We start from the raw sequence: 23,770 nt of genomic DNA, 5'->3' as shown, positions 1-23,770 counted from the left end.
AGTGATCATCCTATCGTCCATGGCGCGGGTTGCGTGCCGGCGAGCAAACGCGCAAACGTATCTGCCGGCAGGGCTTTGCTGAAAAAGTAACCCTGACCTTCTTCGCAGTGATGGGCCTTGAGAAACGCCAGTTGTTCGGCGGTTTCGATGCCCTCGGCGATGACGTTCAGGCCCAGGCTCTTGCCCAGGTTGATGATCGCGCTCACCAGCGCCGCATCGCTGCGGTCGTTGCACAGGTTGCGAATGAACGATTGATCGATCTTCAGCACATCGATGGGAAACCGCCGCAGGTAGCTCAGGCTGGAATAGCCGGTGCCAAAGTCATCGATGGCCAGACGCGTGCCCAGCGTCTTCAGGCGATTGAGCGCAGTCATCGTCGCCTCGACGTTTTGCATCAGCACGCCTTCGGTGATTTCCAGTTCCAGCCACTCGGGCGCCAGACCTGTCTGTTGCAGTACGCGCTCGATGCCGGCGACGAAGTCACGCTGGCGAAAATCGATGGGTGAAGTGTTGACCGACATACGGATCGGCGGCAGTCCGGCCAGTTGCCAAGCGCGGGTCTGCCGACAGGCCTCAGCCAGCACCCATTTGCTCAGCGGCACGATCAGACCGCTGTCCTCGGCCACCGGGATGAAATCTGCCGGATAGACCCAGCCATGCCCCGGTTTTTGCCAGCGCACCAGTGCTTCGGCACCCACCACTTTGGTACTGCGCAGGTCGATTTTCGGCTGATAGTGCAGGACGAATTCATGCTCTTGCAGGGCGCGGCGAATGCCCGACTCGATGCTGTGCTGTTCGCGGGCGTGCTGGTTCATGGCTTCGATGAAGAAGCCGATGTTATCGGGGCCCTGTTCCTTGACGTTGCGCATCGCGGTCTCGGCCTTCTTGATCAGCTCGGTGGCTTCGAGGCCGTCATCGGGGTAGACGCTGATGCCGACGCTGGCGGTGACGCTGACATCGTGGCCGACAATCGTCTGCGGCAGGCGAATGGCGGCGAGGAGTTTTTCCGCGATGCCGTGGGTTTGCTGAGGGTGGTTGATGTCGCCGAGGATCACCACGAACTCATCGGAGCCGTAGCGAAACACCGAGTCCGAATCGCGTACGCAGGACAACAGTTGCCGGGCGACCCGTTTGAGCATCTCGTCACCCGCCGGATGGCCCAGCGCATTGTTGATGCGCTTGAAGCGATCGAGGCCGAGAAACATCACCACCAGTTGTTTGTCATGCCGGCGGCACACCGCCATGGCCTGACTCAGGCGATCACCGAGCAGGGTGCTGTTGGGCAGTTCCGTGAGGCTGTCGTATTGCAGCAGGTGCGAGACCTTGAGCAGTTCGTGCACCCGCGCTTCGATGGTTCGCTCAAGGCTGAGCATCTTCAGCGCCGCGTCCTGTGCCAGTTGCCATTTCCACGTCAGGGCGTTGGCCATCTGACGGATTTCCAGACTGTCGAACGGCTTTTTCAGGATCAGCAGTTGGTCGCCGAATTCCAGCCGTTCGGCCATCGCTTCCCAGCTGTAGTCGCTGTACGCCGTGCACAAGGCGATTTGCAGGTTCGGGTCGACCCGCCACAGTTGCTCGATGGTTTCCAGGCCATCCCAGCCGGGCGGCATGCGCATGTCGATAAAGGCGAGGGCGTAGGGATTGCCACTGGCCAGTGCGCGGTTGACCAGTGCCAAGGCTTCCTGGCCCTGATAGGCGGAGTCGAGCTGGAAGCTCAGGTGCGGCGTCTGCTGGCTGCCGAACAGTGTCTGTTCCAGTTGCTGCAAATCGACGGCGTCCGCCACCTGCGGGGCGAGGATCTTGCGAAAGTCCTCATGGATTGCCGGCGTGTCGTCAATGATCAGGATGCGGCGGTTGGTCTGGGGAAAAGGCGTTTTCATGCCTCGTCCTCCTTTGGCGTCAGACGGCAACTGTCCTTGAGCAAATGCCCGGCCTGTTCGGCGCTGACCGCTGCACTGAAATACATGCCCCGGGCGCTCGGCAGCGGGGGCGCGGCGGGTGGTGTGCACGGCTGATCCGAAGACGGCTGGCCTTCAGCGATGATGCCGATGCCCAGGTCGCGGGCGAAGTTGACAATCGCGCGCAGGGCATTGGCGCCGGCGACATCGTGGGCGGCACTGTCGACGAAACTCTGCGCCAGTTTGAGGTGATTGACCCGGTAGGTTTTCAGGTAGTCGAACGAGGAATATTCAGTGCCGAAATCATCGATGGCGATGCTCACACCCAGTTCACGCAGGCGCGGCAGCGCATCGTTGTGCGTCCACTTGGTCTGGGCCAGCGTGGCCTCGGTGACATCGAAGCGCAGATCCCAGGGCGCCAGTTCCCAGCGGGCGGTGGTGCGCAGCACGTTGTAGATCAGCTCGGGGCCACTCTTGAGTTGGGCCAGCGAAAGTTTGATCGCCATCACTGGCGGTGCGACCCCTTCGTTACGCCACAGGTGCATCTGGTGGCAAGCGTGATCCAGCACCCAGCGCCCGAGCGGAATGATCGCGCCGGTTTTCTCCGCGATCGGCACGAAGTCGGCAGCCGGCAGCAGGCCGTGACGAGGATGCTGCCAGAGGACCTGTGCCTCCATGCCGAGAATCCTGCCGCTGTGCAGATCGACCTCCGGCGCATACTGCAGCATCAGTTCATTGCCCTCGAGGGCCGTCATCAGTTCGCTGACGAGGGTCATGCGTTCGGCCACTTCCCGAGAGATTTCCTCGGAGTGGAAGTGGTACTGGTTGCGGCCCATTTCCTTGGCGCGGTACAGCGCCATGTCGGCCTGCCCGAGCAGCGTGTCGGCATCGAGGCTGAGGTCGCTGTAACTGCTGATGCCGATGCTCACTGAAATATGCAGCGCATTGCCGGCCAGCAGGTAGGGCGCCAGCAGCGTGTCGCGGATGTTGGCAGCCATCGCGGCCGATTGGGTCGGGTCGCTGACGTCCAGTTGCAGGATCGCGAACTCGTCGCCGCCCAGGCGCGCCACCACGTCACTTTCCCTTACGCCGGACTTGATGCGCCGGGCGACTTCCTGCAGCAGCAGGTCGCCCACCGGGTGGCCCAAGGTGTCATTGATCCGCTTGAAATGGTCGAGGTCCAGATAGAACACCGCAAACGGCATGGCACCCCGTCGCGCGGCGGCAAACGCCTGATGCAGGCGTTCGATCAGTGTGGCGCGATTGGCCAGGCCCGTCAGGCCGTCGGAGCGCGCCAGCAAGGCCAGTTTTTCCTCGGCCAGGCGGCGTTCGGTGATGTCGAGGATGATGCCTTCGACTTCCAGAAGTCGGCCGTCCTGATCGCGCACCGGAATGTAGCGGTTTTCCACCCAGCGCCAGGTGCCCTGGCCGGTGCGCATGCGGAATTCGATGGACGCGCCCGACGCATGCCGATCCAGCACCCGGGCCATGGCCGCATCGACGTTCGCCTGATCGTCCGGATGAATCAGTGCCTGGGCCCAGTCGGGCGAACCCACCAGGTCGGCGGCGACGTGGCCGTAACGGGTGATGTTGTGGGAGATGTACATCAGCGCAAACGAGGGTTCGCCGCGCAGACGATAAAGAATGGTCGGGCTGTTCTGCACGATCACGTTGGCGTCCGACAGCTCACGGGTGCGTTCCTGCACCGCTTGCTCCAGCAGGCTCATCTTCAGTTCGGCGTCTTCGGTCATCTGCCATTTGACTGTGAGGGCGCTGGCCATCTGGCGGATCTCGATGGCGTCGAAGGGCTTTTTCAGGATCAGCAACCGGTCGTTCAGTGCCAGACGCTGGTCGATATCCTCCCAGGAATAATCGGAATAGGCCGTGCACAGCGCAACTTGCAGCTTGGGGTCGACCTGCCACAGCCGTTCGATGGTTTCCAGACCATCCCAGCCCGGCGGCATGCGCATGTCGATGAAAGCCATGGCGTAGGGGCGGTTTTGCGCCAGCGCGGCTTCGAGTTTGTCCAGCGCTTCGCGGCCCTGAAACGCCGAGTCCAGCTCGAAATGTTGGGATTGTTTTGCAGACGGGGTGCCGAATAACAGATTCTCGGTTTCGCCCAAACCATCGTCGCCGGGGATGACCGGGCTGAGAATCTTGGCGAAATCGCCATGGATCGCCGGGCTGTCGTCAACGATCAGCACGCGGCGATTGATGTGCACGGTTGGCGTTGTCATGCCGCGCCACCCGTGGGGAGGCATGCTGTGGTGATCCGGGGCATCCTTTTCCCTCGCCATTTGCCTGTTTGTATCAGCCGATGGAGTCTTGCGCTGTGTTCAGCATAGTCGGCTCCCCGGTACTGCGCTTTCGGCCCCGGACAAAGATCGGCGTGAATGCCGGCCAAAATCATCTAGCCTTGGACTCAGGCGCGGACCGGCGAAGCGTTGGGTCGGTGCGTCGTTATTTCCCTGTTTGCTTGAGGCCATGCCATGGAAGAGCTATCCGCGCCGATGTCGGCGCATCGACCCACAGTGCTGCTGGTCGATGACGAGGAGTCGATCCTCAACAGCCTGCGTCGCCTGTTACGCGGCCAACCCTACGATCTTCTGTTGGCGACCAGCGGCGCCCAGGCGCTGGAGATCCTCGCGCAGCAGCCGGTGAACCTGGTGGTGAGTGATGCGCGCATGCCGGGCATGGACGGTGCGTCGTTGTTGGCGCATGTCCGTGAGCGTTTTCCGGCGACTGCGCGGATCATGCTCACGGGATATGCCGACCCGGCGGCGATCATCAAAGCGATCAATGACGGGCAGATTCACCGTTACATCAGCAAGCCGTGGAACGACGAAGAGCTGCTGCTGATTCTGCGCCAGTCCCTCGAGCACCAGCATTCCGAGCACGAGCGCCAGCGTCTGGAGCGCTTGACCCGGGTGCAGAACGACCAGCTCAAACTGCTCAACAGCACCCTGGAAAAGCATGTCGCGGCGCGCACCGCCGAACTGCAGCAGACCGCCGACATGCTCGATCTGGCGTACGAAGAGCTCAAGCACAGCTATGTCACCGGCACCGAAGTGTTTTCGCTGCTGGCCAATCTGCGCTTGCCACCTGCCAAGCAGACCAACCGGCAGATCATCGAACTGGTGCGCAGCTACTGCAGACAGCACGGCCTGGACGAGGCCACCAGCCGTGATCTGACCATGGCTGCGGCGCTGTACAACATCGGCAAGCTGAGCTGGACCGACGCGATGATGATCACGCCCTCGGATCTGCTGCGCCATACCGAACGCGAGCGGTATCGCAGTTACCCGAAGCAGAGCGAATCGTTGCTCATGACGCTCGACCCGATGAAAGATGCGGCGCGTCTGATCCTGCATCATCAGGAGCGCTGGGATGGCAGCGGGTTTCCCGACCGGCTCAAGGGCGAGGGCATTCCGTTCGGTTCACGCTTGCTGAAACTGGCGGTGGATTTCGTCGAGTTGCAGCGCGGTCTGATCCTCGAGCGGCAGATGAACAGCGATGAAGCGCTGCTGTACCTGCGCCAGTACGCCGGGCGTTTGTACGATCCTGATCTGGTCGAAGATTTCATTCAGGTGTGTGCGGCATTTCTCAGCGACGTGACGCTGGCCGATCCGTCGGTCAAGGTGCTCTCCACTCGGGATCTGGCGGCGGGGATGATTCTGGCGCGCAACCTCAATGCCGATAACGGCATGCTGCTGCTCAACGCCGGCAAGGTACTCAGCGCGCTGTTGGTGGAAAAGCTGATTGCGTTCGAAGCCATGGAGGGCGGCAAGTACACGATTTTCGTCAAGGTGCCGGAGGAGGTTGAAGCCACGCTCACGGCGCTGGGCGAATGATCGGCGAGGTGACGTCATTGGGCCGGGCATGGGATCCTTGCGGTTTTTCCAGGCCGGTGGCTGACCCATGACCTCTGCATCCGTTGTCTCTGCAAACCTCATTCGTATCGCCGCCGCGCTGTTGCTCAATCCTCAAGGGCAGACTCTGCTGGTGCGCAAGCGCGGGACCACCGCGTTCATGCAACCGGGTGGCAAGATCGAGGCGCAGGAGTTGCCGGTGCACGCGCTGGCCCGGGAGCTGGAAGAAGAGCTGGGCCTTCGGATCGATCCGGCGCAGGCGTCTTTTCTCGGCCAGTTCTCGGCGCCTGCGGCCAACGAGCCGGGGTGTGTCGTTCAGGCCGAGATCTTTCAACTGACCATCAATGCCGACGTCACTCCGGCGGCGGAAATCGAAGAAGTGATCTGGGTCGATCCGGCCACTGATCCTGCTGTCGTTCTGGCGCCATTGACACGCGACCTGATCCTGCCGTTTTATCGCCACTCACTGACGGCGCTCGCCTGATCATTCACGCAAAGGACATTGCCATGATCCCGCTTCAAGACCTGCTGATCTTCGCCGCCGCCGCGTTGTTGATGGTACTGACGCCGGGGCCGAACATGATTTACCTGATCTCGCGTTCGATCTGTCAGGGACGCAAGGCCGGGGTCACGTCGTTGCTTGGTGTGGTGAGTGGCTTCTTTGTGCATATGTTCGCGGCGTCTGCGGGTTTGACGGCGGTGTTTCTGGCGGTGCCGATGGCCTATGAAGTGCTGAAGTGGGCCGGTGCGTTGTATTTGTTGTGGCTGGCCTGGCAAGCGCTGAAGCCGGGTGCGCGGTCGCCGTTCGAAGCGCAGCAGTTGCCCCCGGATTCGTCGCGAAAACTGATTGCCATGGGCTTTCTCACCAGTGCGCTGAACCCGAAAATCGCCGTGTTCTACCTCTCGGTCTTTCCGCAATTCATCACCCCTGAACACGGCTCGGTGTTCACCCAAAGCATCATTCTCGGCCTGACCCAGATCAGCGTGAGTTTCTCTGTCAATTTGCTGATCGCACTGTTCGCGGCGGGCATCGCTTCGTGGTTTGTGCGCAACCCGACATGGCTGGCGCTGCAGCGTTATTTCATGGGCTTCGTTTTGGCAGGTCTGGCCGTGCGCCTGATGTTTGAGCAACGCAGGTCGGCGTGAACATGTGGATCGAACGGCTGGACGCCAGTCATGCCCTGGCTTACCGCGAACTGATGCTCGAAGCCTATGACCGTCATCCGCAGGCCTTCACCTCAAGCGTGCGCGAACGCGCGGTGATGCCCTTGAGCTGGTGGGAAGGGCGTCTGACCAGCAAACTCGATGTAGTGCTTGGCGCATTTGAAGGCGGCACGCTGGCCGGCATCGTCGGCCTGGCCTTTGAACCGCGCGAAAAGGCTCGTCACAAGGCCACGTTGTTCGGCATGTACGTGTCGGCGGATTTTCGCCAGCATGGCCTGGGCCATGAACTGGTGCAGGCGGCCATCGCCGAAGCGCAAAACCATCCGGCGCTGAAACTGCTCCAGCTCACCGTCACCGCCGGCAATGACGCCGCGTTCAATCTCTACCAGCGCTGCGGCTTCATCCAGTTCGGCCTCGAACCATTGGCGGTGCGGGTGGGTGAAGACTACTTCGACAAGATCCACATGTGGCGTCAACTATGATATTGCGCTGATCCCTGTGGGCGCGAGCCTGCTCGCGAAAGCAATCTGACAGTCACTATTTGTGTGTCTGATACATCGCTTTCGCGAGCAGGCTCGCTCCCACAAGTGACTCAGCGCACCGCGCTGACACCGTCCAGCGTCGAGAACGATGTGTCCTTGGCCGTCAGCAGGAAATCGCGCATGTACGGTGCATCGAGCATGTCGGTGCGAATCGCTGCGTACAACGTTGCAAACAAACCCTTTTCCCCCAGCCGTTTGCCCTTCACATAACCGCGCGAGCTGTATTCGTGCAGTGCCCAGTGCGGCATGCCGCAGACGCCGCGGCCACTGGCGACCAGTTGCATCATCATCACCGTCAGTTCCGAGGTGCGCACCTGCGCCGGTTCGATGTCGGCAGGTTCGAGAAAACGCGTGAAGATGTCGAGGCGATCGCGTTCCACCGGGTAGGTGATGAGCGTTTCCGTCAGCAGGTCTTCCGGGACAATGTACGGTTTGCTGGCCAGTGCGTGCTGGTTGGCCACGGCGAGCATGGCCTCGTAGGTGAACAACGGCACATAGGTGATGCCAGCGATTTCCAGCGGGTCGGACGTCACCACCAAATCCAGATCGCCACGGGCCAGCGCCGGCAGCGGCGCAAACGAGAAACCCGAGGCGAGGTCGAGTTCGACCTCCGGCCAGGCATCGCGGAACTGGTCAATGGTCGGCATCAGCCACTGGAAGCAGCTGTGGCATTCGATGGCCATGTGCAGACGCCCGGCGGTACCTCCGGCCAGACGAGCGATATCGCGTTCGGCAGCGCGCAGCAGCGGCAGAGTTGCGTCAGCCAGTTGCAGCAGGCGCAAACCGGCGCTGGTGAAACGCACCGGTTTGGTCTTGCGCACGAACAACGCCATGCCCAAGCGTTCCTCAAGCTCCTTGAACTGGTGCGACAGCGCCGATTGCGTCAGGTGCAAGCGGTCGGCGGCGTCCACCAGACTGTCGGCTTCGCGCAGGGCATGCAGGGTTTTCAGGTGACGGATTTCAAGCACCGAGGGACTCCATGAGGAAAACTTGTGATCAACGCATAAACGTTGAGTTTGTCTCATGTTTGCCGGGCTGTCGATCATAACGCGGCATTCGACAGCTCGGTTGCGCGCCCGGCGATTCTAGCGCTTCTCCTGAAGGGTCGCTGTGCGACGTGGATTCAGATCCCCTCGAAATGCACCAGAACAATTGAATTCGGCCCGATATCGGAATACGGCAGGTTGGCGTCATCGGCATGGGTCAGGTAGCGGTGTGCCGGGAGTTTCAAGTGCGCTTTCTCGAATGGCCTGAACGCCGGTGCTGCGCTGCGGTAATGGAAGTGCGCGTACCACAACAGACGTGCCGGTTCTGCGGTTATGTTCCAGACTTCATATTCCTGCATGTAGTCCTCCTCACCACGACGCTTGCTCAGTTGTTTGATCGGCCGGGTTCTGCGGATCTCCACGGCATTTTCAGCGATAAGGTCATCCAGCATGCCATCGGTAGGTTTCGCACTGGTAAACGTGCGTTGGGTGCGCACGGACCGACCGGTGACGATGAGCTCGTCGGCCTTGCTGCGTAGTTGCCCGATGATCGGGTGCTCGGCCGATACAGTCGCGATGCGATCGGCCCGGGTGTTGAGCTCTGCGGCCTGGCTGTCCATCATGTGTTGCAGATCGACCGGCAGCATGCCCCGGTCGGCGTTGCTCTCAACCGTTGCGCGGTAAGTCACTTGAGCATCCAGACGTTGTTGTGCGTCTGTCACCAGATCGGCAAGCGCCGTTGGCGTGGTTGCCGGTGTTTCAGCGTTGCCCGGGGTGATCAGTCGGGCTTTGCCGTCGGGACCTTCTTCCCAGATTTCGACGCTGCCCTCTCGGCGTGTGCGCTCATAGCGGCGTCTCTGAGTGACTGAATCCCATTTCTCAACGCCGTAAATCAGATTGTCATCTGTGGTCGTGAAGACCCGCTGGACCGCCTCGCCCGGGCTTTTCGCTTTGCTCGGTGTCTTCACTTCGGCGAGGGCACGGCTGGTCATTTGCTCCAGATCGTTGAGCAACGGTTCAACCACATCCATATGGAAGTGCTGTGGATAGCTGGCTGTCCAGATTTTCATTTGCAGACGAAAGCGGGTGTACAGATCGGCGCAGTTCTGCAGAATCTGACTGCGTTGTGCTGGCGTGGTGATAATTTTCGGCAGGTCATACTGGGTTTCCAGCGCGCGATACACATGGGCGCGAAGTTCAGCGGCTCGTTGCAGCAGATAAAACCAGGAAACCTCTCGGTGGCGGGCGTGGTTTTTGACGATTTCAAATCGTTGGGTTGCTCGCACGTAGAGCAGGTTGGCATCGCTGTACAGGGCGTTCATTTCTTCGACAAACTCGACGAGATGGGCCTTGTCCGCTTTTAGTTTGACCCGCGCATACCATTGGTTGGCGAGCGTTTTGAGTTCCTGCTGCTGATCGAGTTTTTTCAGGTATTCGACCCGCAGCAAGCGGACTTCCTCCAGCATCTTCAAGCGTTTTGGCAACGCGTGGCTCGGCAAGGCGTTCAGCACCCTGCTCTGCACGTTAATGCCATCGGTCACAGGAATAATGCTGTCGGAAACATGTGAGGCGCGCTGCCAGTATCTTTCGGTCAATTTCATCGCGACCTCGCTTTGAGTGTCACCGACAGATTTAAGCTTTTTGCCATGCGTAAGTGGTTTCAGTTCTTCCAGAACCGCATAACGCCGGCTCTCCAGACGGATATCTTCGAGGCAGGCGGCTTCGGAGGCCGCACGCAATGCGGGGCGCTCTGCAAGGCTGGCCTCCTCGTAGGCGTCGATGGCTTTCTTGCTTGTCGGGATCCTTGCGTCGCACAGATCGGCAAGGTGTTCGACCTCATCGGTCAATTGCAGTTGGCGGCGAAATGCGCGGTCGGCCCACCAGCGCGGCAAGCGTTGCCGAATGACCGGTGGCCAGTAAGGGTCGAGCCTATCGGCCAGGTGTCCGGCGACGTTGCCACCGCCCAGCGCACCGCCTTCAAGCGTGGTGCCGTAGACACCAAACCAGGTGTCCCAGTGTCCACTTTCATCCAGGGCAATCGGTTGTTTGTAGGTTTTTCGCGAGTTGCCGGACAAACGCCAACTGCGTGAATCCGTGTTGAGTTCCACCTGGTAGAGACGTCCCTGGCGTTCGATGAAATCGCCGTCGGCATGCCGGTAGATATTGCGGTAGATACCATGAGTCGCGGGCTGCACGCTCGACAGGGAAAGTGGCTTTTCATATTCGTAATCGGCGAAGCGTGCCAACACGTGCCTGGCCTGACGCTGGGTTTTGCCATGCAGGGTGGCCACATTGCCAACCAGTTGATGAAGCTGGCGAGTGCGTGTCAGCGTGCGGCTGGTGCGCGATAGCGTCGAGGCGATGGCTTCACCCGGAAGCACATCGAGTAGTGCGTCGATCAACGACAGCAGCATCGATTCGATCTCCGCCAGACCATCGCCGACCTCGCCGCGCAAGAACGCTGCCGTCGCCTGATTGGCGGCCGTCCAGGCTTGATAAAGGGCCAGCGCAGTGCCGACGAAGGGCACCATGCCGATCGCCATCAATATGTAGTTGAAGGCGCGCGGGCCCTTCAAGGCATGACGCTCGAAGAACAGCTCGTCATTGGAGCGCGAGCTGCCGCGATGGGCCTCAATCAGACGGCCCATGTGCGCGTCGAGCAGATGCGCGGCCAGGGAGGTGGTCTGTGGCCAGCGCTCGCCGACTTCAATGAGCGCATCGAAGTTCTTTTCCACGGCCTGATGGATCCGACCCACATGCGCCTTGACGTCACCTTGCAGGGTTCGGCCCGCCAGCCAGGTCACCCATTTGTCGCTCGCGCATAACCTGAACAGGCCTTTGCGCGCGGCTTCGAGGTTGTCGTAACGGCGCAAAAACTGCTCGTCGGGGCTTTCGGGCAGATACAGCAGGGTCACCCCGCTGATCTGTTCTTCGATGAACGTCACTCCCGACAGCGTGACGGGACCTTCACGGGGCGTGTCCTTGCCGCCCACTTTCAGGGACACCGGCAGCAGCGCGATGCGCTTGCCGTCGGCGAGCCACGCCTGCGGGGTGCAGGCCGCGATGGCGGTGTTCAGCGTCGCGGCCTCATCGTTGCTGATGTGCTTGCGCAGGCGTGCGCTTTCAGCCTGGATCGTGAGCATCAGACGCCAGGGTTCTATCAGGCTTTCCCGGCGATGCTCCTTGACGAACACTGGCTCGGTCGCAGTGCCGATGAAGGCGTCGCGGATTTTCTGCTCATAGGCTTTGGGCAAGTCCAGTTCCGGCAGCGCTTTGCGCAAATAGGTCAGATTGATGCCGTTGAGCAGGCGGATGCGATCGGTTTTGTGGGTTGCGCTGACCTCCGCCCGCAGGAAAATCAACCGTTGCGACAGCGAGTCATTGAGCACCGATTGGACATTGTCGATGTTGAGCTGGGCGAGATCTTCCAGCGGCATTTTGCTGCGCGTCGCGCCGGGCACGATGACGGTGGTTTTTCGATGGCCGCCGGGGCCTGATTCATAATGGGGTTCAGTGCGGGTCGAATCGGGCAGCTCGACTTGCACCGAAAAATCGCCTTCCAGGGAAAAATCCTTGCGCAGCCGCGCGTGCAGGTGTTTGCGGGTAAAGTCGTCACGGGGCTCCAGCGCGAGGGTCATGAGCTGGTGGCTCTTGCGCATCGCAGCGATGTACGCCTCGAGGTTTTTTTTCAGCGCGCTACGTTCGCCACTGTTGAGGTTGATCAGCCAGTCCGGCAGGTGCTCGGCGAGTGTGGCACTGCGATCCTGTTCCAGCACATGGGCAAACGCCAGGCTTCTGGCGGCGTGCACCGGCACCTGCAAAGCTGCGCGGCTGTTTTTGCGCAGGATTTCCAGCGCGTCGGCCTGCTCGGCTTTGTCGCTGATCGGGGCGGCTTTTGACTTGTAATCGTCAAGCAGTTCATCCAGACAGGCATGCAACGGGGCCGTGGCAATTTCGTTCAGTTGCAAGGTCAGTTCGGGCGTGTTGTCCTGAATCATCAATGCCTCGCGTTCCAGCCGCCGGCGGTTGGCAAACGCCTGCAAACCGCCACCGCTGCCTGGCCAGTAGAGCAGCAGACTGTCTGGCGAGTCGCGGTCTGACAATGCGCCTGACCGCGTGATGACAAAGGGGCCCTTGAGTTTTTCGGTTTGCACGGAAGTGGTTCCGCCAACCGTTTCGGTCATGGACAGCGTCAGACTGGCCACGCTGACGTCAGCGTTTGTTTCGTTGGCGCCGGTGTTGTCCAGCACGGCTTTGAGCAGTGCGTGCTGATCGGTATCGAGCTGGCCCAGCGCCAACTGCAGTCTGGCTTCGGCGTACAAAGCGTCTTTGTGCGCCTGATGAAGGGCGGTGAAGTCTTTGTGGGTGTTGCTCAGCTCGGACACTTGCGCCTGATAAAGCAACGTGTCTACCGCTTTGTCGCAGGCTTGCTCCGCGGCTTCAATGGCGTTGAGCGCGTCCTGACAGGCCTTCTTGTGTGCTCCGTTGCGGTCGTTTTCCAGCAGTGTGTCGAGCGCTTCTCGCTCGCGCTTGATTGCTGCCTGGCGTACACCCAGCGCAATCCCGGCCGACAGGCTTCCAAACAACGGCTTTTGACCGGTTTCGAAAGTGGGCAGTTGATGGCTGGCAGACGGCGCAGAGGCGACAATGCTCGCGGTGCTGCGCTGGCGATCGAGCAGATCGACCTGCATCAGCGACTGTGCGCCGTGCTCCCACAGCCCGGGCCTGCCTTTGTTGGTGTTGCACAACGCGCTGATCTGCGCTTGTTGTCGACTCGCGAACAGATCGCTTGAACCGCTGACGAGCGGATCAAAGAGCGTGGTGTATTCAAAGCGCAGATGTTCGCCAGGCAGTCCCGTTGGCACCAGGCCCTGGCGGGACAGCCAGTTTTCCATCTCGTTGCGCGTCTTGAAAAACTGCACGGGCACGGAACGGCTGGGCAAATAGAGCAAAGGGCTGGCAGATGCCGGATCATCCACGCTGATCACCCAAGCCCCCGCGAGTTTGACTTTGCTGCCATTGCTCAGCAACAGCGCCAGCTGTTGTGTATGAATGGGTTGACCGTCCAACAGCAGCGCCCCGCACGGGCTGTCGAGGATTTGCTGCAAGGGTTTGAGCTGTTGCGCGGTGATGGTGCGACGGGCGAGCGCCATGTCGGCTGTGGCTTCCAGGTGTTCACGATAGAACTGCAGGGAGCGTTCTCGCCGTGACACCGCTGCATGCGGTGCTCGCGCCTCCCAGAAATTTGCCCAGCGCGTGGCGTGGAACTGTTGCGGATCAAGTGCTTTGAGCTTTTCGAGCACTTGCAGTGGTTTCAACGCGAACAGTGGGTGACCGGCAGCCAGACCGCTGACCTGGCTGCGCTGATCGAGCGTGACGTCCAGCGTCGGCTGTTGCAGGACAAACGCACAGGCCTCGGTGAGGCTGACACGGCGCTCGGGGTGATCGGCGATAGCGGCAAAGCGCAGCGCAGTTTTCTCACCGTCGAGTTGCAACTTTTCCTGCAAAAGCACATTGAGGCTATCGCGCAGCCCCGGACTGGCTGCATACAGTTCACGCAAGCCGTCGCTGCTGTTCTGCCAGCGTCTGGATGCTCGCAGCGCCAGGCTGTCATCGGTGGTTTTCGCTAACCGAGTGGAGGTTTTCAGCGTCGGTGACGGCGCGGAGGGTAAAGCGCGGGTGGTCTGATCAGGCATGGTGGCATGACTCGCAAGGGGAGCGGTGGATCCGCTCCGGTGCGCGTCATTCAAGGCAAATTGCGCTGGACGTTGGCGGTATATAGATATTGTTTGCAACAACCCTGCACGACCGCTCGGCACTCTTCATCAAACTGTCATGGAACTGTGGCAGCGGGCTTGTACAAACTTCATCAGACTCGCGCTCTACTGGGGTTCTGCGTTTCGGTGTTTTTCATGGCTAAGGGTTTTTTATCGATCGCGGCTTTGTTGGCCGCGATTTTTTTCGGATCGTCGACGTGGGCGGCAGCGCGTTGCGACGTCAATGTGCCGACCGAGCACGTCGATCTGCAGCAGGTGAGCATTGCTTACCAGAGCATTGGGCGCGCGTCGGATCCGGCGTTGTTGCTGGTCATGGGCCTGGGTGGGCAGTTGATCCACTGGCCTGACGAAGTGGTGGTTGCGCTGTGTCAGCAGGGCTTTCGGGTGATCCGCTATGACAACCGCGATGTCGGCCTGTCGACCTGGCGTCAGGCCCCGGTTGAGGCCAACCTGACCTTTGAAGTCTTGCGCTACAAGCTCGGCCTGCCAGTGTCGGCGCCGTACAGCCTGACGGATATGGCTGACGACGCGCTGGGTCTGATGGCCGCGTTGCACGTGGAGCAGTTTCATGTGCTGGGCGCGAGCATGGGCGGGATGATTGCCCAGCACATGGCGGCAATGGCGCCACAGCGGGTCGAGAGCCTGACGTTGATCATGACCACTTCTGGCGCCGAAGGTCTGCCGGCACCGAGTGCGGCGCTGGTGCAGTTACTGTCGCGACGCGGTGCGCCAAACCGTCAGGTGGCGCTCGAACAACAGGCTGATCTGCTGGCAGCACTGGGCAGCCCGGCGGTCACCGATGACCGGCAGGCCTTGCTGCAACAGGCCGCGCTGTCGTATGACCGCGCGTTCAACCCGGAAGGCGTGAAACGGCAGATCATGGCGATCCTCGCCGAACCGAGCCGGGTGGCATTGCTCAACCAGTTGCGGGTGCCGACGCTGGTGGTGCATGGCACGGCGGATCCGTTGCTGCCGGTGATGCACGGCGTGCATCTGGCAGCGCACATTCGTGGCAGCCAGTTGAAGCTGATTCCGGGGTTGGCCCATCGTTTTCAGGAGGCGTTCAAGGAGCCATTGCTGGCGGCGGTGTTGCCGTATCTGCAGGCGCATCGTGAAGACACCTCGCATTGGGCGCAGATTGAACCGGTGGTGGGCGGGAATCTGCTGTAACCGACAGTTGGCGGTGTGGGTGATGGCCCTTCGCGAGCAAGCTCGCTCCCACATTTGGAATGCGTTCCCCTGTGGGAGCGAGCCTGCTCGCGAAGGGGGCACCACAAAATCCGGCCGGGGTGTATCTTGCAAACTTTCCCGCACGATTCCCCCCGCGAGGTGTGTGATGAGTTCTGCCTTGAAAATCGATTTTGTCAGCGATGTCTCCTGCCCGTGGTGCGTCGTCGGTTTGTATGGCCTGTTACAGGCACTGGAAATCCTGCGCAACGAAGTGCAGGCCGAGATCCGGTTTCAGCCTTTTGAACTGAATCCGAAAATGGTCGCCAATGGGCAGAACATTGCCGAGCACATTCAAGAGAAATACGGCTCGACCCCGGAGCAGTCGCAGAAGAACCGCGAAGCGATCCGCGCCCGTGGCGCCGAGCTGGGGTTTGCCTTTCGCACTGATGGCAACAGCCGCATCTACAACACCTTCGATGCGCATCGCCTGTTGCACTGGGCCGGGCTCGAAGGTGTGCAGTTGGCTTTGAAAGAGGCACTGTTCAAGGCTTATTTCAGTGAGGGCGGTAATCCATCGGATCATCGGCAACTGGTGCAGATCGCTGAAAGCGTCGGGCTGGATCGCCAGCGTGCCGAGGCGATTCTGGCGTCGGACGAGTTTGCCGATGAGGTGCGTGAAGAAGAACAGCTGTGGCTGCAGCGCGGGGTGAGTTCGGTGCCGACCGTGGTGTTCAACGGGCAGTATGCGGTGACGGGTGGGCAACCGGTGGAGACGTTTGTCGGGGCGATTCGGCAGATTATGGCGGAGTCCAAGGGCGGGACGGTCAGCTGATATCGGTAGGAGCCAAAAGCCCCTCACCCTAACCCTCCCGAAACGTCGGACCGCCCAGAGGGAGAGGGGACTGATTGGGGGATGCTGGAGTTGTACGCCGACCTGAACGTGCTGTACCGAATCCATAATCAACTGGATCTTTCAGGTCAATGTCAGACGCAAGACACCTCGGTCGGCCCCCTCTCCCTCTGGGCGGTCCGACGTTTCGGGAGGGCTGGGGTGAGGGTCAGCTGTGCAAGCGCACCCAAACCGTCACCAAAACAGTGGCCGCCATCAACCACGCCACCGCTGCCACCGCCAGCGAAGCCTCCAGCCGCAGCCGATCGACCATCACATACAGCGTCGCCAGATACACAAAATACGGAATGATCGACCACATCCCGAACACGATCGTGGTCTTCAAATCCTCAATCGAACGCCCCTTGCCAACGATGTAATGCGCAATCAGCGCGAACGTCGGGAACAGCGGCACCAATCCGGCGATGTAGTAGTTTCTGGTTTTCGACAGCGCCGCGATGATCAGTACTACCGCGGCGCCCAACAGGGCTTTGAAAAACAGATCCATCAGTGGCTCAACCCGTACTTTTTCACTTTGTCGAACAACGTGGTCTTGGCCATGCCCAGTTCAAGGCTGGCTTGGGTCAGGTTGCCGCCGCTGCGTTGCAGGGCGTCGCTGAGCAGGTTGCGCTCGAAGGCTTCCACCGCTTCGGCAAACGCCAGGCCTTGGCCGCCAGCGCTGGTGCCGGACTTCTTGAACGCCGGCAAACCGAGGGCAAAACGTTCGGCGACGTTGCGCAGTTCACGCACGTTGCCTGGCCAGTCGTGGCTCATCAGGTTCGACAGGGTCTGGTTGTCCAGCTCCGGCAGTGCGCGGTCGAAGCGCAGTGCTGATTGCTGGGTGAAGTGTTCGAACAGTTGCAGGATGTCTTCGCGGCGTTCGCGCAGTGGCGGCAGTTCCAGCGTTACCACGTTGAGGCGGTAGTACAAGTCGCTGCGGAACTCGCCGGCCTTGCTCGATTCGTCGAGGTCGGATTTGGTCGCCGCGATCACCCGGCAATCCACCGCCACGCTCTGGTTTGAGCCGAGGCGTTCGAGGGTGCGTTCCTGCAACACGCGCAGCAGTTTGATCTGTAATGGCAGCGGCATGCTTTCCACTTCATCGAGGAACAGCGTGCCGCCGTCGGCGTGTTCGATCTTGCCGATCCGGCGTTTGCCCGCGCCGGTAAAGGCGTTGGCCTCGTGGCCGAAAATTTCGCTTTCGAAGAGGTTCTCCGGCAGGCCGCCGCAGTTCAACGCGACGAACTGCTTGCTGTGCCGGCGGCTGAAGTCGTGCAGGCAGCGCGCGACCAGTTCTTTACCGGTGCCGGTTTCACCTTCGATCAAGACGTTGGCCGAGGTGTCGGCGACGTTGGCGATCAATTCGCGCAGGTTCTGCATCGCTGGCGAGCGGCCGATGATGCGTCCTTCAAGGGAATCACGTTCGGCCAGTTGCCGGCGCAGCGACGACACTTCGCGGGCGAGGCTGCGTTGCTCCAGCGCCCGTCGCGCGACATCGACCAGACGCTCCGGCGAGAACGGTTTTTCCATGAAGTCGTAGGCGCCTTTCTGCATCGCGCCGACGGCCATGGAAATGTCGCCATGGCCGGTGATCAACACCACCGGCAGGCTACGATCGCGTTGCTTGAGGCGGGTCAACAGTTCCAGGCCGTCGATGCCTGGCAGGCGGATATCGCTGATGACGATACCGGCAAAGTTGTCGCCAACACGTTCCAGCGCTTCCTCGGCACTGCCAACACCGACGCAGGGAATGTCTTCCAGGGTCAGCGCCTGCTGGCAGCCGAGCAGCACATGGGGGTCGTCTTCGACGATCAGCACACTAAGGTCGTGGTTCATATTGGCTCGGCAGGAGTAGGGCTTACCAACGGTAAACTGAGGACGAAGGTGGTGCCACCGCTCGCCGGGTGTTCAACACCCAGATGCCCGCCGGTGGCGGCCGCGAGGCTGGCGGAAAGCGTCAAGCCAAGGCCCAGGCCTTGTTCGCCGGGCTTGGTGGTGAAGAACGGCTCGAACAGATGCTTGCGCGCCTCGGCGTCAATGCCGTGACCGTTGTCGCGTACGCGCAGGCGATACTTGGCGTTGAACTCTTCACCCTCCAGCCACAGTTCGGGCTGGGGCTGTGCCTGCATGGCGTCGAGGGCGTTGCCGATCAGGTTGACCAGAATCTGTTCGAGGCGGGTCTGGTCGATCTGCACTTGCACGTCGATAAACTGCCGGTGGATGTGCAGCGCCGAACTTTCCAGGCGCGCACCGAGCAATTGCAGCGCCGCTTCCACGGCTTTGCCAAGGCTCGCCTGGCCTTGATTGTCACCGCGTCGGGCGAATGAACGCAGGCTGGCGGTGATCCGGCCCATGCGGTCGATCAGCTCGTTGATGGTCTTCAGGTTAGTGCTGGCAATATCCAGCTGACCGCGTTCGAGAAAGCGTACGGTGTTGCCCGACAGCGTGCGCATCGCGGCCAGCGGCTGGTTCAATTCGTGGGCGATACTGGTCGACATCTGGCCGATGGCCGCGAGTTTGCCGGCCTGCACCAGTTCATCCTGAGCGCGGCGCAACGTTTCTTCGGCCTGACGACGTTCGCGGATCTGGCTCTTCAAACGTTCGTTGCTGGCGCGCAAGTCGGTGGTGCGTTCGGTAATCCGACGCTCCAGTTGATTATTGGCTTCCTGCAAGGCTTCACGGGCAGCGAGGCGAGTAGCAATGACCTTGCGTCGTTCGTTCCAGGCAATCAACAGGAAGGCCACCAGCGCAAACGCGACCGCGACGAGAATGCCTTGGTTGATCGCTTCGCGGCGCAGGTCCTGCAACGGCGTGAGCAGGGTGAAATTCCACGGCGTGTCGGTCAGTGGCCGGGTCTGCGCGAGATAGCTGATGTCATCCTCGCCGGACTGCACTTCGCTGTTGGCCGGGAAGGTGAGTTTTTCTACGCCCTCGGACAAGGTTTCGCGAGCCAGAGGTTGCAGCTCGTTGAGCGGAAACCAGTAGTACTGCAGGCTGCGGGCGAGTTTTTCCTTGGTGGCTTCACTCAGGGGAATCACTGCTTTCAGGCGCCGGGCCGGATCGCTGGACAGAATGATGATGCCGTTTTCATCGCTGACGAACGCTTCCAGACGCGCGCGCTGCCAGCGTTCTTCCATGGCTTCCAGGCGCACTTTGACCACGGCGACGCCAATGATCTTGCCGTGCTCTTCGAGGCCATGAGCGAGGTAGTAACCGGGTTCGCCGTTGGTGCTGCCGATCCCGTAGAAACGCCCGGGTTCGCCACGTACGGCTTTCTGGAAGTAAGCGCGGAAGGACAGGTCTTCACCGAGGTAACTGTCGACATCGCGCCAGTTGCTGGTGGCCATGACGCGGCCGGTAGTGTCCATGACGTAGATGGCCCGACTGCGACTGCGTCGGTTCAGGCCTTCGAGGTAAGCGTTGACCGTTTCCCGGTATTGCGGGCTCGGGTCGGCCAGCAGCTGCGACACACTCGTTTCGAGTTCCAGCAGGCTGGGCAGGTAGGTGTATTTGCTGATCTCGCTTTCGACCGCGCGGGCGTGCAGTTCGAGCTGGCGCTGACCGTTCTCGCCGAGGCTGCGAATGCCGAAATGCTCACTGGTCCAGAAGCCGATAAAACCCAACCCGATCATCAGGGCGATGATCAGTGGCGGCAGGAACAAATGACGAATCAGACGGGGCTTCACGGCAAGTGATGGCGGCGCGGCGCGATAGAGATTGGGGTCGCATTTCATCACAGTTGCCTTGGGTCAACCACCACACTTGCAGGCTCACCGCTGTCCCTGTGGGAGCGAGCTTGCTCGCGAAGAGGGCGGATCAGTCAACATCAATGTTGAATGCCAGTCCGCTTTCGCGAGCAAGCTCGCTCCCACAGGGATTAGGGTGATGGCGCAAGTACTCGGTTTTAGTGCTGCAGGATTTTCTCGAGGAAGTGCTGCGCGCGTTCGGAGCGGGCGCTGATGTCACCGAAGAATTCCTCTTTCGGGCAGTCTTCGATGATCTTGCCGGCGTCCATGAAAATCACCCGATCCGCCACTTTACGGGCGAAACCCATTTCGTGGGTCACGCACATCATGGTCATGCCTTCGTGGGCCAGTTGCACCATCACGTCGAGCACTTCGTTGACCATCTCCGGGTCGAGCGCCGAGGTCGGTTCGTCGAACAGCATGACGATCGGGTCCATCGCCAGCGCACGGGCGATCGCCACACGCTGTTGCTGGCCACCGGACAGTTGCCCCGGGTGCTTGTGGGCGTGCGCCGACAGGCCGACGCGCTCGAGCAGTTGCAGACCTTTCTTGGTCGCCTCTTCCTTGCTACGGCCCAACACCTTGATCTGCGCGATGGTCAGGTTCTCGGTGATGGTCAGGTGCGGGAACAGTTCGAAATGCTGGAACACCATGCCCACGCGCGAACGCAGTTTCGGCAGGTTGGTCTTCGAGTCGGCAATCGAGGTGCCGTCGACGACGATGTCGCCTTTCTGGAACGGCTCCAGCGCGTTGACGCACTTGATCAGGGTCGATTTGCCGGAACCCGACGGGCCGCAGACCACGATCACTTCGCCTTTTTTGACCTCGGTGCTGCAATCAGTCAGCACCTGGAAGTCGCCATACCACTTGTTGATGTTCTTGATAGAGATCATACGGCAAACCTTTTTTGCAGACGCTTGACCAGCAGCGAGGCGGAAAAGCTGATGATGAAGTAGACGACACCGGCGAAGATCAGGAACTCGTTGGAACGACCGATGATGTCGCCGCTGGAACGGGCGGAGTTAAGGAAGTCCACCAGGCCCACGGTGTAAACCAGCGAGGTGTCCTGGAACAGGATGATCGACTGTTGCAGCAGCAACGGGGTCATCTTGCGGAACGCCTGGGGCAGGATGATCAGGCGCATGGTCTGGCCATAGGTCATGCCCATCGCTTGCGCGGCGGCCATCTGGCCTTTGGGGATCGACTGCACACCGGCCCGGACGATTTCGCAGAAGTACGCGGCTTCGAACATCATGAAGGCCACGACGCAGGAAGTGAACGCGCCAATCGGCGTGTCTTCGCCGGTGATCCAGCGCAGCACGAACGGCACCGCCAGGTAGAACCAGGTGATCACCAACAGCAGCGGAATCGAACGGAAGTAGTTCACATAAGCGCCGGCCACCCGCGACAGCAGTTTGCTCGACGACAGGCGCATCAGCGCGAGGATCGTCCCCAGCACGATGCCGCCGACCACGCCCATGACCATCAACTGCAAGGTCATGACCATGCCGTTCCACAGGCCCGGGATAGCGGGGATGATGCCGCTGAAATCGAAGTCCATTATTTACCCCCCACGGAGATCAGGCCGGGCACCGCGACTTTCTTCTCGACCATGCGCATCAGCAACATCAGGCTCATGTTCAGGGTGAAGTAGATCAGCGTGGCCAGGGTGAAGGCTTCAAACAGGTTGGCCGAGAATTCGGCGGTCTGCTTGGTTTGCGCCAGCAGTTCCATCAGGCCGATCAGGGACGCCACGGAGGAGTTCTTGAAGACGTTGAGGAACTCCGAGGTAAGCGGCGGAATGATGATCCGGTAGGCCTGGGGCAGCAGCACGTTCCAGTAGATCTGCGGCAGTTTGAAGCCCATGGCGCGGGCGGCGGATTCCTGGCCGCGTGGCAGCGCCTGGATGCCGGTACGCACTTGTTCGCAGACGCGGGCAGCGGTGAACAGGCCCAGGCACACGACAACGCTCAGGTAAGCCGAGGTCGTCGGGTTGAGGTCCTGTTTGTACCAGTCCTGCAGGTTTTGCGGCAGCAGGTCGGGTACCAGGAAGTACCAGATGAACAGCTGAACCAGCAGCGGTACGTTACGGAACAGCTCGACGTAGCAGGTGGCGATGCCCGATACGATGCGGTTCGGCACCGTGCGCATGACCCCCAGTATGGAGCCCAGCAGCAAGGCGATGATCCACGCCACGATGGCGATGGCAATGGTCCAGCCCAAACCGGAGATGTACCAGTCGAGATAAGTCTCGCTGCCAACGCCGGTGGACTTGAAGAACACGCCCCAGTCCCAGTTGTAATTCATTAGGGTCTCCCCTCGAGATCGATCGATGTACAAGCACCCGCTTGGGGAAGATCCTTTCCCACCCGACGTTGAACGTCAGGCACACGCGATCGGCTCGAAAACCGCCAGGTCGAGTGTTCCACTGTATAGCCAGCAGGTAGTAACAGACGCCTGAGGGAGGGTGGCTCCCTCAGGAGATAAGGTTAGTCAGGAATCAGATTTTTACGTCAGGCGCCGGCTTGTCGCTCGGGTTGGCGATCAGATCTTTTACCTTGTCGCTCATCGGGAAGTTCAGGTTCAGGCCTTTTGGAGGAATCGGGCTCTCGAACCACTTGCTGTAGATCTTGTTGATCTCGCCCGACTTGTACAGGCCAACGATGGCGGCATCGACAGCCTTCTTGAAGGCCGGGTCGTCTTTGCGCACCATGCACGCGTAGGCTTCGAAGGACTGTGGCGTACCGGTGATGATCCAGTCAGTCGGTTTCTTGGCCTTGGCTTCTTCGCCGGCCAGCAGGGCGTCGTCCATCATGAAGGCTACGGCGCGGCCGCTTTCCAGCATGTTGAAGGATTCGCCATGGTCTTTGGCGGAGATGATGTTCATGCCCATCTGCTTGTCGGCGTTCATCGCTTTGATGATGCGCTCGGACGTGGTGCCGGCGGTGGTCACGACGTTTTTGCCTTTCAGGTCGGCAAAGTCAGCGTAGGACGGCTTGCCATCCTTGTCTTTCTTGACCAGCAGACGGGTGCCGATTTCGAAGATGTTGACGGTGAAGTCGACTTGCTGGGCGCGTTCGGCGTTGTTGGTGGTCGAGCCGCACTCGATATCCGCGGTGCCGTTCTGGATCAGCGGGATACGGGTTTGCGAGGTGACCAGGTTGTACTTGACCTGCAGATCGGGCTTGTTCAGGTCTTTTTTCAGGGCTTCAACGATAGCCACCTGAATGTCGTGGGAGTAGCCCACTGGTTTGCCGGAAGCGTCTGCAATGTAGGAAAACGGAATAGAGCTGTCGCGGTGAGCGAGCGTGATGGTGCCCGAATCGTTGATTTTCTTCAGGGTGCCGGTGAGTTCGGCGGCGAAAACTGGCGTGCTGATCAGAGCGGCCGCAATGGCTGCGCCCAGGATATGGGGAACGATGCGCATCAAATTTTCCTCGAATTGTTTTTTTTATGGAGCCAGTTCGTCGGCCCTTTTGTGCTTCGAATGCCTGACGGCTCCTGAAGTGTTGGCGCAACAGGCATTCGTCGAGAGAGTGTAGAGCATGAGTCGTGCCAGACCAGTTGCTGTAGCGTAACTTGTTGATTTAGAAGAGTATTAAAGTTTTGTGATGGTGGTATTTGGCGTATCTGATCCGGTTTACCGAATTGACCGTCAAGTCGCGTTCGGAAATCCGAACGGCGAAAAGCCCCTCACCCTAACCCTCTCCCAGAGGGAGAGGGGACCGA

17 protein-coding genes are annotated in these 23,770 nt (G+C 60.4%); 6 read left to right on the top strand and 11 right to left on the bottom strand.

Annotated elements, in window-relative coordinates; translation table 11 throughout:
• Nucleotides 1–5: 5 nt before the first annotated feature.
• Together QOM10_RS23510 and QOM10_RS23505 are read right to left on the bottom strand one after the other, a co-directional pair.
• Nucleotides 6–1,880, bottom strand: coding sequence for a putative bifunctional diguanylate cyclase/phosphodiesterase (locus QOM10_RS23510; protein ID WP_127929615.1), 1,875 nt, complete (start codon nt 1,878–1,880; stop codon nt 6–8).
• Nucleotides 1,877–4,135 (bottom strand): EAL domain-containing protein, encoded by a 2,259-nt coding sequence (locus QOM10_RS23505; protein ID WP_316917030.1) that lies wholly within the window; start codon nt 4,133–4,135, stop codon nt 1,877–1,879. The genes QOM10_RS23510 and QOM10_RS23505 overlap by 4 nt, the downstream gene beginning before the upstream one ends.
• A gap of 252 nt (nt 4,136–4,387) precedes the next feature.
• Between QOM10_RS23505 and QOM10_RS23500 the strand changes: the two genes are divergently transcribed.
• The 4 genes from QOM10_RS23500 to QOM10_RS23485 all read left to right on the top strand — a co-directional run bounded on the left by QOM10_RS23500 (nt 4,388) and on the right by QOM10_RS23485 (nt 7,413).
• The gene (locus QOM10_RS23500; RefSeq protein WP_150774257.1) at nt 4,388–5,749 is read left to right on the top strand and encodes an HD domain-containing phosphohydrolase; all 1,362 of its coding nucleotides are present in this window, start codon (nt 4,388–4,390) and stop codon (nt 5,747–5,749) included.
• 67 nt (nt 5,750–5,816) lie between these two features.
• Entirely contained in the window at nt 5,817–6,251 is a 435-nt protein-coding gene (locus QOM10_RS23495) for an NUDIX hydrolase (protein WP_127929612.1), read from the top strand.
• Nucleotides 6,252–6,274: 23 nt separating this feature from the next.
• Nucleotides 6,275–6,913 (top strand): LysE family translocator, encoded by a 639-nt coding sequence (locus QOM10_RS23490; protein ID WP_127929611.1) that lies wholly within the window; start codon nt 6,275–6,277, stop codon nt 6,911–6,913.
• A 2-nt stretch (nt 6,914–6,915) separates the two neighbouring features.
• The gene (locus QOM10_RS23485) at nt 6,916–7,413 is read left to right on the top strand and encodes a GNAT family N-acetyltransferase (protein WP_110718881.1); all 498 of its coding nucleotides are present in this window, start codon (nt 6,916–6,918) and stop codon (nt 7,411–7,413) included.
• Nucleotides 7,414–7,523: 110 nt separating this feature from the next.
• Here QOM10_RS23485 and metR read toward each other — a convergent pair whose 3' ends face one another.
• Both metR and QOM10_RS23475 read right to left on the bottom strand, forming a co-directional pair.
• Nucleotides 7,524–8,441, bottom strand: coding sequence for a transcriptional regulator MetR (gene metR / locus QOM10_RS23480; protein ID WP_127929610.1), 918 nt, complete (start codon nt 8,439–8,441; stop codon nt 7,524–7,526).
• Nucleotides 8,442–8,596: 155 nt separating this feature from the next.
• Nucleotides 8,597–14,155, bottom strand: coding sequence for a dermonecrotic toxin domain-containing protein (locus QOM10_RS23475; RefSeq protein WP_316917029.1), 5,559 nt, complete (start codon nt 14,153–14,155; stop codon nt 8,597–8,599).
• A 216-nt stretch (nt 14,156–14,371) separates the two neighbouring features.
• Between QOM10_RS23475 and QOM10_RS23470 the strand changes: the two genes are divergently transcribed.
• Nucleotides 14,372–15,406 (top strand): alpha/beta fold hydrolase, encoded by a 1,035-nt coding sequence (locus QOM10_RS23470; RefSeq protein WP_127929608.1) that lies wholly within the window; start codon nt 14,372–14,374, stop codon nt 15,404–15,406.
• Between the two features lie 166 nt (nt 15,407–15,572).
• A complete protein-coding gene (locus tag QOM10_RS23465) occupies nt 15,573–16,238 on the top strand; it encodes a DsbA family oxidoreductase (RefSeq protein WP_316917028.1) in 666 nt (221 codons plus the stop codon).
• Nucleotides 16,239–16,464: 226 nt separating this feature from the next.
• Here QOM10_RS23465 and QOM10_RS23460 read toward each other — a convergent pair whose 3' ends face one another.
• The 7 genes from QOM10_RS23460 to QOM10_RS23430 form a co-directional block, all read right to left on the bottom strand.
• Nucleotides 16,465–16,803 (bottom strand): GlpM family protein, encoded by a 339-nt coding sequence (locus tag QOM10_RS23460; RefSeq protein ID WP_095112348.1) that lies wholly within the window; start codon nt 16,801–16,803, stop codon nt 16,465–16,467.
• Complete coding sequence (locus tag QOM10_RS23455; protein WP_127929606.1) at nt 16,803–18,131, bottom strand: sigma-54-dependent transcriptional regulator; 1,329 nt, start codon at nt 18,129–18,131, stop codon at nt 16,803–16,805. The genes QOM10_RS23460 and QOM10_RS23455 overlap by 1 nt, the downstream gene beginning before the upstream one ends.
• Nucleotides 18,128–20,029, bottom strand: a complete 1,902-nt coding sequence (locus QOM10_RS23450; RefSeq protein ID WP_127929605.1) for an ATP-binding protein — start codon at nt 20,027–20,029, stop codon at nt 18,128–18,130. The genes QOM10_RS23455 and QOM10_RS23450 overlap by 4 nt, the downstream gene beginning before the upstream one ends.
• 170 nt (nt 20,030–20,199) lie before the next feature.
• Complete coding sequence (locus QOM10_RS23445; RefSeq protein ID WP_007963947.1) at nt 20,200–20,934, bottom strand: amino acid ABC transporter ATP-binding protein; 735 nt, start codon at nt 20,932–20,934, stop codon at nt 20,200–20,202.
• Nucleotides 20,931–21,602 carry an amino acid ABC transporter permease gene (locus QOM10_RS23440; RefSeq protein ID WP_003227756.1) on the bottom strand — a complete coding sequence of 224 codons (672 nt, stop codon included), beginning with the start codon at nt 21,600–21,602 and terminating at the stop codon, nt 20,931–20,933. Before QOM10_RS23440 ends, QOM10_RS23445 begins: the two co-directional genes overlap by 4 nt.
• Nucleotides 21,602–22,348, bottom strand: a complete 747-nt coding sequence (locus tag QOM10_RS23435; RefSeq protein ID WP_095048296.1) for an amino acid ABC transporter permease — start codon at nt 22,346–22,348, stop codon at nt 21,602–21,604. The genes QOM10_RS23440 and QOM10_RS23435 overlap by 1 nt, the downstream gene beginning before the upstream one ends.
• A 193-nt stretch (nt 22,349–22,541) precedes the next feature.
• The gene (locus QOM10_RS23430) at nt 22,542–23,468 is read right to left on the bottom strand and encodes a glutamate/aspartate ABC transporter substrate-binding protein (protein ID WP_095048295.1); all 927 of its coding nucleotides are present in this window, start codon (nt 23,466–23,468) and stop codon (nt 22,542–22,544) included.
• Nucleotides 23,469–23,770: the final 302 nt, after the last annotated feature.

The sequence above is a fragment of the Pseudomonas sp. P108 genome (genome assembly GCF_032613195.1).
Classification (GTDB): domain Bacteria; phylum Pseudomonadota; class Gammaproteobacteria; order Pseudomonadales; family Pseudomonadaceae; genus Aquipseudomonas.
This window is presented reverse-complemented; position numbering and strand designations above follow the sequence as displayed.